6 protein-coding genes are annotated in these 9,587 nt (G+C 62.7%); 3 read left to right on the plus strand and 3 right to left on the minus strand.

All coding sequences use genetic code 11. The features are described from left to right. On the plus strand, positions 1 to 3,446 hold a 3,446-nt coding region (locus A3764_RS00800), incomplete at its 5' end, for a translocation/assembly module TamB domain-containing protein (protein WP_067951035.1). Between the two features lie 36 nt (positions 3,447 to 3,482). Here A3764_RS00800 and A3764_RS00805 read toward each other — a convergent pair. Continuing rightward, positions 3,483 to 3,995, minus strand: coding sequence for a flavin reductase family protein (locus A3764_RS00805; RefSeq protein ID WP_067925476.1), 513 nt, complete (start codon positions 3,993 to 3,995; stop codon positions 3,483 to 3,485). A 293-nt stretch (positions 3,996 to 4,288) separates the two neighbouring features. On the opposite strand from A3764_RS00805, the gene A3764_RS00810 reads away from it, so the two are divergent. After that, positions 4,289 to 4,816 (plus strand): DUF992 domain-containing protein, encoded by a 528-nt coding sequence (locus tag A3764_RS00810; RefSeq protein ID WP_082850918.1) that lies wholly within the window; start codon positions 4,289 to 4,291, stop codon positions 4,814 to 4,816. 169 nt (positions 4,817 to 4,985) lie between these two features. Here A3764_RS00810 and A3764_RS00815 read toward each other — a convergent pair whose 3' ends face one another. Together A3764_RS00815 and acs are read right to left on the minus strand one after the other, a co-directional pair. After that, entirely contained in the window at positions 4,986 to 5,837 is an 852-nt protein-coding gene (locus A3764_RS00815; protein ID WP_161487195.1) for an HNH endonuclease, read from the minus strand. 455 nt (positions 5,838 to 6,292) lie between these two features. After that, a complete protein-coding gene (gene acs / locus A3764_RS00820) occupies positions 6,293 to 8,248 on the minus strand; it encodes an acetate--CoA ligase (protein WP_067925439.1) in 1,956 nt (651 codons plus the stop codon). Between the two features lie 419 nt (positions 8,249 to 8,667). Here acs and dctP point away from each other — a divergent pair. After that, on the plus strand, positions 8,668 to 9,587 hold a 920-nt coding region (gene dctP, locus A3764_RS00825), incomplete at its 3' end, for a TRAP transporter substrate-binding protein DctP (RefSeq protein WP_067951037.1).

The following is a 9,587-nucleotide window of genomic DNA, read 5'->3' on the forward strand; positions in this document are numbered from 1 at the left end:
CGCTGGGGATCGAGCAGGCGGATGCGGTTCTGGGCGGGCGCACCGAACTGAGCCTGCAGGCGCGCCGCAACGAAACTGGCACCTACCTGCGGGACCTCGTGCTGGAAAACGAGGCGATCAACCTGTCGGGATCGGTGGAACTGCGCAGCAACGACAGCCGGGCGAACGTATCGTTCCGGCTCGACGATATTGCGCGCGTGGCGCCGCAATATACCGGCGCAGTTGCCGCAACCGTGGATGCCACGCAGGATGCGCGCGGCTGGACCGTGGCCGCCGATGTGGAAGGACCCTATGAAAGCCGGATCACCGTCAACGGGCTTGCGACCGGCCCTAATGCGCTGCTGACCTTTGCCGCCGACGTGCCCGACATGCAGCCTTTCGTTCCGCAGGCAACCGGCCCGCTGGAGGCCGACGGCACCCTGCGCCAGACCGAGGACGGCTTCCGGCTGGAGACTGTCATCGACGGCCCGGACGATATCCGCGCCAGCGTCGAGGGTCTGGTGACCCCGAAGCTGGACATCGCCTTCGACCTCGCGGTGCCGCGCCTCGCGCCCTATGTTCCCCAGATTGCCGAGGGCGGCCTGAACGCGTCGGGCACCGTTACGCAGACGCAGGAAGGCATCGCCGTCGATGTCACTGCGGACGGCCCCTATGATCTGCGCGCCATGGTCGAGGGCATCGCCACCGGCCCGCGCCTGTCGCTTGATTTCGATGTCCGCCTGCCGGATGTGCAGCCCTTGGTGCCCTCGGTCGAAGGGCCGCTTTCGCTTCAGGGCAACCTCAGCCAGGGGGAAACCGGGCTTGTCGTCGATATGGACGCCGCCGGCCCCTACGAGTCGACCGCTACGGTCGAGGGAACGGTGACCGGCCCCGACCTTGCCGTGAGGTTCGACGTCGCCATGCCTGATCTGCAGCCGCTTGTCCCCAATGTTTCCGGCCCCCTCACCGCGGCGGGATCGGTGCGGCAGGCCGAGGGCGGCCTTGCCGTTTCGGTCAAGGCCGAAGGGCCGGAAGAGGCCCGCGCCATGGTGCAAGGCATCGCCACCGGCCCGAACATGGCGCTGGAATTTGACGTGAGTATTCCGGACATCCAGCCTTTCGTTCCGAGCGTCGAGGGCGCCGTGAACGCGACGGGTGATATCCGCCAGACCGACAAGGGCCTTGCCGTCGAGGTCGATGCCACCGGCCCCTACGGCGTGCGCGCCACCGCGTCCGGGGTGGCGGACGGGGAGGGGAACCCGATCGAATTCGAACTGGCCGTGCCGCAGGTCGAACAATTCGTGCCAAGCGTCCGGGGGGCACTGCTCGCCGAAGGTACCCTGCATCAGACGCCACAGGGGTTCGTCATCGACACCCGCGCCAGCGGGCCCTATGGCGCCCGTGCCATGGTCGAAGGGCTGGCCACCGGCCCCGACATGTCGCTTGAATTCGCGCTGACGGTGCCGGACGTCAAACCTTTCGTGCCGCAGCTTTCCGGCGCGTTGGAAGCGACCGGCACAGTCGCGCAAAGCCCCGAGGGGATCGTGGTGGATACGGAGCTTTCCGGGCCATACGGCGCGCAGGCCAGCGTTTCCGGTCTGGCGACGGGGCCTGACATGAACCTTGCCTTCGACGTTTCGGTGCCCAACCTCCATCCGCTGGTGCCGCAGGTGAACGGGCCGCTGAACGCCAGCGGCACGGTCCGTCAGACCCCGCGCGGCATCGTCGTCGACACGGTCGCCAATGGGCCGTATGGCGCGCGCGCCGCGGTGGAAGGCGTGGCCACCGGCCCCAACATGTCGCTGACATTCGATGTCTCGGTGCCCAACGTGCAGCCGCTGGTGCCGCAGGTGAACGGGCCGCTGAATGCCACCGGCACCCTGCGGCAAACCCCGGCAGGCATCGCCGTGGACACCAACGTAAGCGGCCCCTATTCCGCCCGCGCCGCGATCGAGGGGGTGGTGACCGGGCCATCGGCCGCCGTGTCCTTCGACGTATCGCTGCCCAATGTCGGCGTCTTCGTGGATGAGATCTCTGGCCCGCTTTCCGTCAATGGCACCGCGCGGCGGCAGGGGGAGGCGTGGCGCATCGATACCGATGCCACCGGCCCCTCAGGCACGCAGGCGCGGATCGCGGGGCTGGTGAACCCTGACGGAACGCTCGCGCTCGATATCGACGGGTCCGCGCCGCTGGGGCTGGCCAATCCCTTCATCGAACCGCGCAGCCTTCAGGGCCTCGCCCGGTTCGACCTGTCGCTCAACGGTCCGCCGGAACTCGGCTCGCTTTCGGGTACGATCCAGACTTCAGATGCCAGTCTGACGGCCCCCAACCTGCGGATCGCGCTGGAGGGCATCGCGGGGTCGGTGAGGCTCGGCAACAACCGTGCGCAGATCGACCTGTCCGCGCGCGGTTCCGAAGGGGGCCAGTTGCGGATCGGGGGCGGGATCACGCTGACAGGTTCGCTGCCTGCCGACATCCAGATCGGGTTGCAGAACATCGTATTGATCGATCCGCGGCTCTACCGCACGTCGCTGAGCGGTCAGCTGCGCATTGCCGGCCCGCTTACGGGCGGCGCCGCGATCACAGGGCAGGTGAACGTGGGAGAGACGAACATCACGGTCCCCTCCACCGGGCTGACCTCCATCGGGGAGATCCCGCCGATCACCCACCTGAACGACAGCCGCGCTGCCGAGATCACCCGTGCCAAGGCGGGGCTGAACGAGGATGCGGCAGGTAGCGGCGATGCGGAGGCGGATGATGCCGCCGGACCGGGCCTGCGCCTTGACGTGCTGGTCAGCGCACCCAACCGGATTTTCGTCCGGGGCCGGGGGCTCGATGCCGAACTGGGCGGATCCCTGCGACTGACCGGGACGACGAACCGGATCATCTCTTCGGGTCGGTTCGACCTCATCCGGGGGCGGCTCGATATTCTCGGCAAGCGTTTCAACCTGCGTGAAGGCTCGATCCAGTTCCAGGGCGATTTCGTGCCCTTCATTCGCTTCGTAACGGCTACGGATACCGCCACCGGCGAGGTGCGCATTATCGTGGAGGGGCCTGCCAACGAACCACAGGTTCGGTTTGAATCCACGCCTGACGCGCCACAGGACGAGGTGCTGGCGCAGTTGCTCTTCGGGCGCAATATCACCGAGATCTCTGCCTTTCAGGCGTTGCAGCTGGCCAATGCCGTTGCCACGCTGGCAGGCCGGGGCGGGACCGGCGTGATCTCCAACCTGCGCGAAGGTTTCGGGCTGGACGATCTGGACATCACGACGACGGACGACGGGGCCACCGCATTGCGTGCGGGCAAATATATCTCCGAGAACGTCTATACGGATGTGACCGCCGCATCGGACGGAACGGGGGAGGTTTCGCTCAACCTCGATCTGACGCCGAACCTGACGGCCCGTGGCACGCTGGGATCGGACGGCGACAGCCGGCTCGGTATCTTCTACGAAAAGGATTACTGATCCCGCAGGGCCCGGCGGCGCGCCCTGCGCCGCCGGTCATTCCCCCGGCGTGAACTGGCCGTAGCGGCCCCGGTCGAACATCAGCCCCGCCGCATCGTCGCGGTGGGTGGCGGCCCAGCGGACATGGCCGAGCACCAGCGAATGATCCCCGGCGGGATGCACGGCATAGGTGTCGCAGTGAAAGGTCGCGAGGCATCCCTCCAGCGTCGGGGCGCCATTGGGGCCTTCGCGCCAATCGAACCGATCGAAATCCAGACCGTCGGTCGCGAAATGATGGGCCATGTCCTGCTGGTCGGCGCTGAGAACGTGAATGCAGAACATGTCGGTGTTGGTGAAAGCGTCATGCCGCTTTGACGCCCGCGCGGGCGACCACAGCACCAGCGGCGGGTCCAGCGAGACGGAGGAAAAGCTGTTCGCCGTCATGCCGAGCGGCCCCTTGGGCGACTGCGTGGTAATGACCGTCACGCCGGTTCCGTAACGCCCGAAGGCGCTGCGCAGATCCTCTGTCGCATCGGGATGGGGGATGAAGCTGGACATGCGGTCGACCATGTCGGAGCGGTCGCACGCCCCGGCAGATTTGTCCAGCATCCGGGGGATGCGCCGCGACGTCGCAGCCGCCGGCGGATGCCCGCCGAGGCGCCCGCCAATGCCCGCTCACGAAGTCGAAACATCCGGAACTTCGCCAAGAGGCCCGTGTTGGCCCGGGGATGAGAGGCAACACAGACCAAAAGGAACTGTGCTGGCTGTCTGACGCGACCCGGACCCCGCACAAGGGCCGGAGAACTCGGCACCCGAATGCCACCAACAGAAAAGGCGCCCCGGCGCCGGAAAGTGACGATCAAATGAGCATCACGAACAAAACGAAAATGACCTTCACCGCCGCCGCACTGCTGGCGGGCACCGCGCTCGCCTCCACCGGCATGGCGCAGACCGCCGCGAGTGACAATGAAACGGTGGACCACGTCGAAGTCGGTTCGCTGTCCTGTGACGTGGGGGATGGCACGGGCTTCATCTTCGGGTCCACCCGTGAACTGGTCTGTACCTTCAACCCCGTGCAGGAAGGCCTGCCTGATGAGACATATGTAGGCGAGATCAACCGCTACGGGATCGACATCGGCAAAACGCAGAACGGCCAGATGGGGTGGCTCGTTTTCGCCCCGACCGAAGCGGAATATAGCGAAGGCGGCCTGAACGGCACCTACCGTGGTGTCTCTGCCGGCGCCACGCTGGGCGTGGGCCTTGGGGCCAACGCCATGGTCGGCGGTTCCGAAGATACGCTGGCGCTTCAGCCGATCAGCGTGAATACCCAGACCGGGGTGAACTTTGCCGTGGGTGTGGGTGAAATCAACCTGCAGCGCATCGCGAACTGACCGCGCGTTGGAAGAGTAGAGAAGGGGCACCCCGCGGGGTGCCCTTTTTCAATTCAGGTCAGGTCACGGCCTCTCACAGAGTTACGTGGCACGGGGCAACCTGACTAATAAAGGCTTCGACTGGACGAGTGGTTATGGCCCTACAAGATTTAATCGCTATAACAGGTCTTTACTCAGAACCGTGAAGCCGGCGGTGGAAAGCCATATAACTTGACTGTCGTTCCGTGAGCTTAATCGAAGTCACGTTCGCGTTAAGCGCCTCTTGCACATCGTTAGTCAGATTATCTGAGATAAGCATTTCACCATTTTCAGAAAAACTTACAAAGCCTTGGTCGAAAAGCCTATCCCAAGTAGGAGACAGAAGCAGCGCATTGTGTGGGTCGAGACATTCCTGCGGGTTTTTTCGACAATCCTTCCAAGGCTTGATGTGTGAGGCAACGAGAAGTTTAGGCTCTTCAATGTTAGTAACTAGGCAGCAACCGTATAATTGTAGAACGAGCCTACGAAAGAGGCCTTGACCAACTCGAGCTTTCACGATCGCCGCACGGGTCGTCTCGGGCAGTAAACTATCGTTTGAAATCTCTTGTTCAAGCGCAGCAATTCTATTCCCAGCATCGGCTTCAAGCCACTCTTCTACCGGCGGTGTCAACCAGAAAGATTTTCTCGAATTTCGAGGGTCGATACTGAGCTTATTGCAAAAAACCTGATAGTTGTACGCGGCATCATCATCAACTTTGTTTACTATTCTGAAACCATACTGTTCGGTCAGAACCTCCGACACCCTTACATTCGTTCTTCGCCCGTCCCGATCCTCCAATTGGCTATGTCCGAGAACCGTGTTGTTTCTATATCCGATAAAACGTGACGGGGCGAAAGCGATGCCGTCATCATTTAGATAGGGGAGAAAAACGGACCCCAGACCAATAAGGCTGTTGTAAAGAGCCTTTACCTGACCGTCACTTTTCCTTGCCTGCTCGAGTTGTTCGATATTGTTAAGTAAGTCGTCGTAGCTTTCAATCATATCCAGTTCCATTTTTACAAAAACATGTCCGTAATTGAACACAACACCGGAAAATTTAAGCAACACCTTTTACAATGATAGCCAGTTATGTTTCACACATCCTTTTCCGTAACAAAGCTCTGTAAGTTTATGCTGGGTTCATTTGGCAAGCAAACGATTTATGTATGAGCGGTCAAGAGCGAACATCTCTTCAGCTATTTTCAAAGGGGGCGCAGTTAATGTCACGCTATTGGGCAGCGCCCGACCGCCCCTTGGGCGGGCGTTTTGGCACCCGCTGATGACCTTGTGAACGCCGGAGACATGGAGGCACCATAAAGTGGCATCCATATCGGTCGGAAATGCCCACCCACGGTCGGGCGCTGCCCTTCAAGGCACCGTCACCAGCACCACGAAGTGCCAAGGGCACCCCATGGGGTGCCCTTTTCCATCAACCGGAGCGCCCTGCGGCGGTGCGACTATCGGTTCATCCGGTTTTCGATCAGGTCATCGACCACGGAAGGATCGGCGAGGGTGGAGGTGTCCCCCAGCGCGCCGAAATCGTCCTCGGCGATCTTGCGCAGGATGCGGCGCATGATCTTGCCGGAGCGTGTCTTGGGCAGGCCCGGGGCCCACTGGATCAGATCGGGCGAGGCGATGGGCCCGATCTCCGAGCGCACCCAGTCGCGCAACTCCTTGCGCAGCTCTTCCGAAGGTTCCTCCCCGCTCATCAAGGTGACATAGCAGTAGATGCCCTGACCCTTGACGTTGTGCGGGTATCCCACGACCGCGGCCTCGGCGACCTTCTTGTGCGCCACCAGCGCGCTTTCGACCTCTGCCGTGCCCATCCGGTGGCCGGAAACGTTGATGACGTCGTCGACCCGTCCGGTGATCCAGTAATCGCCATCGGCATCGCGGCGGCAGCCGTCGCCGGTGAAGTAGTAGCCCTTGTAGTCCGAGAAATAGGTCTGTTCGAACCGCTCGTGATCGCCCCAGACGGTACGCATCTGGCCCGGCCAGCTGTCGGCGATGCAGAGCACGCCTTCGGCCGGGTTGCCTTTCACCACCTCGCCGGAGGTGGGCTCCAGCACGACCGGTTCGATGCCGAAGAAGGGCTTCATGGCAGCGCCGGGCTTCGTGTCATGGGCGCCGGGCAGGGGGGTCATCAGGTGGCCGCCCGTCTCGGTCTGCCACCATGTGTCGACGATGGGGCAGTTTCCCTTGCCCACAACGTCATTGTACCAGTTCCATGCCTCGGGGTTGATCGGCTCACCCACGGTGCCCAACACCTTGAGACTGCTGAGATCGCAGTTTTCGACGAAGGCATTGCCCTGACCCATCAACGCGCGGATCGCCGTGGGGGCCGTATAGAACTGGTTCACCTTGTGCTTTTCGCAGACCTGCCAGAACCGGCTCGCGTCGGGGAAGGTGGGCACGCCTTCGAACATCAGCGTCGTGGCCCCGTTGGCCAGCGGGCCGTAAACGATATAGCTGTGCCCCGTCACCCAGCCCACATCGGCGGTGCACCAGTAGATGTCGCCATCATGGTAATCGAAGGTGATCTGATGGGTCATTGCCGCATAGACCAGATAGCCGCCGCTGGTGTGAACCACGCCCTTGGGCTGCCCGGTGGAACCCGAGGTATAGAGGATGAAAAGCGGATCCTCGGCGTTCATCTCGGCGGGTGCGCAGGTGGCATCCGCCTTTTCGGCCAGCGCGTTGTAGTCGTGATCGCGCGCATCGTTCCATTCGACATCGCCCCCGGTGCGCCGCACCACGAGGCATTGAACGCTGTCGTCGCAGCTCTTGAGCGCCTTGTCCGCGTTGGCCTTGAGCGGGGTGGCCCGGCCGCCGCGGGGGGCGAAATCAGCGGTGATGACCACCTTCGCCTCGGACCCCTTGATGCGGGCCGACAGCGCGTCTGGCGAGAAACCGGCAAAGACGATGGAATGGATCGCGCCGATCCGGGCGCAGGCCAGCATGGCATAGGCCGCTTCGGGAATCATCGGCAGATAGATGATCACCCGGTCGCCCTTGTCGACGCCCAGATCCCGCAGGATGTTGGCCATGCGGCAGGTGTTGGCGTGCAATTCGCGGTAGGTGATGTGGCGCGCGTCATCCTTGGGATCGTCCGGTTCCCAGATGATCGCCGTCTGATCGCCGCGGCTGTCCAGATGCCGGTCGATGCAATTGGCCGAAACGTTGAGCGCACCGTCCGCGTACCAGTTGATCTTGACCTCGCCCAGTTTGAAGTTGACGTCCTTCACCTGCGTGAAGGGCTTGATCCAGTCCACCCGGCTGCCCTGTTCGCGCCAGAAGCCTTCCGGGTCCTCGATGGAGGCGCGGTACATCCGGTCATAGGTCTCCGCGGTGACATGGGCATTGGCCTTCATGTCATTCGAAGGCGGATAGGATTTGGTAGCGGCGTCGGACATGATCGGTTCCTCCCTGTCGTCTCATCGGGGCGTCGCGGCGCTGCCGCTGTGCTCCCGTCTCCTCTGGGCGGATCATAACGCGGTCCCTAGGGAAGGGAACCGGCAAGGCGCGGCACGGCGAGGGCCGGTAAAGATTTTTCCGGGTTGCTGTAAAGGCTGTAAATCTTGACCGCCCGGGTTTGAAAATTGCGGGTCAAAACAGACGGCAAGCCTGCAAACATGCTGCAGGGGCCAGCTACTTCGGGGACGCTGTATCCGGGCCGCGCCCCCTGCACATGCGACCATGGTCCTGCACGGCTTCGGTCGCGCGCCCGGGCCGCTGGCGAACGGCAGGCAGGTTGCGGGGGTTGGCACGCCTGACGTTGCGCGCTAGCGTAGCGTCAAGCGGGCCGGACAGTCCGCATCTAGGGAGATATGTAATGAAAAATCTGATGAACGGCGCTGCCCTCGGCGCGCTGAGCTTTGCATTCGTGACCGAAGCTGCCGCCACCGAATGGAACGTTTCGGTCTGGGGCAAGCGTCGCGCTTTCACCGAGCACATCGAAAAGATCGCGGAACTCGTGTCTGAAAAGACCGATGGCGAATTCACCATGAACGTGAGCTATGGCGGCCTGTCCAAGAACCGCGAGAACCTCGACGGTATCTCGATCGGTGCTTTCGAGATGGCCCAGTTCTGCGCGGGCTACCACCCGGACAAGAACAAGGCGATCACGGTGCTGGAACTGCCCTTCCTCGGGGTTTCGAACCTCGATGAGGAAGTCGCCGTCAGCCGTGCGGTCTATGCGCATCCCGCTGTCGCCAAGGAGATGGAGCAGTGGAACGCCAAGATGCTCATGACCTCGCCGATGCCGCAGTACAATCTGGTGGGCACCGGCGAGCCGCGCGATACGCTGGCCAAGATGGAAGGCATGCGCGTCCGGGCGACCGGCGGTCTGGGCGAGGCATTCGAAAAGGTGGGCGCCGTGCCGACCTCCGTGACCTCATCCGAAGCCTATAACGCGATGGAATCGGGCGTCGTGGATACCGTGGCCTTCGCCCAGCACGCGCATCTCAGCTTTGGCACCATCAACAAGGCCGATTGGTGGACGGCGAACCTGAACCCCGGCACCGTCAACTGCCCGGTGGTGGTGAACATCGACGCCTATAACGCCCTGAGCGATGAGGAGCGCGCGGCGCTGGACAGCTCCGTCGACGAGGCGCTGGATCACTACCTCGCCAACTATGGCGAGCTGCTGAAGAAGTGGGACAGCATCCTTGACGAAAAGGGCGTCCAGAAGGTCGAATTCAGCGAGGAAGAGATCGCGGCCTTCCGCGAAAAGGCCGCCGATCCTGCACGCGA

The organism is Sulfitobacter sp. HI0129 (genome assembly GCF_001635395.1).
GTDB lineage: Bacteria > Pseudomonadota > Alphaproteobacteria > Rhodobacterales > Rhodobacteraceae > Sulfitobacter.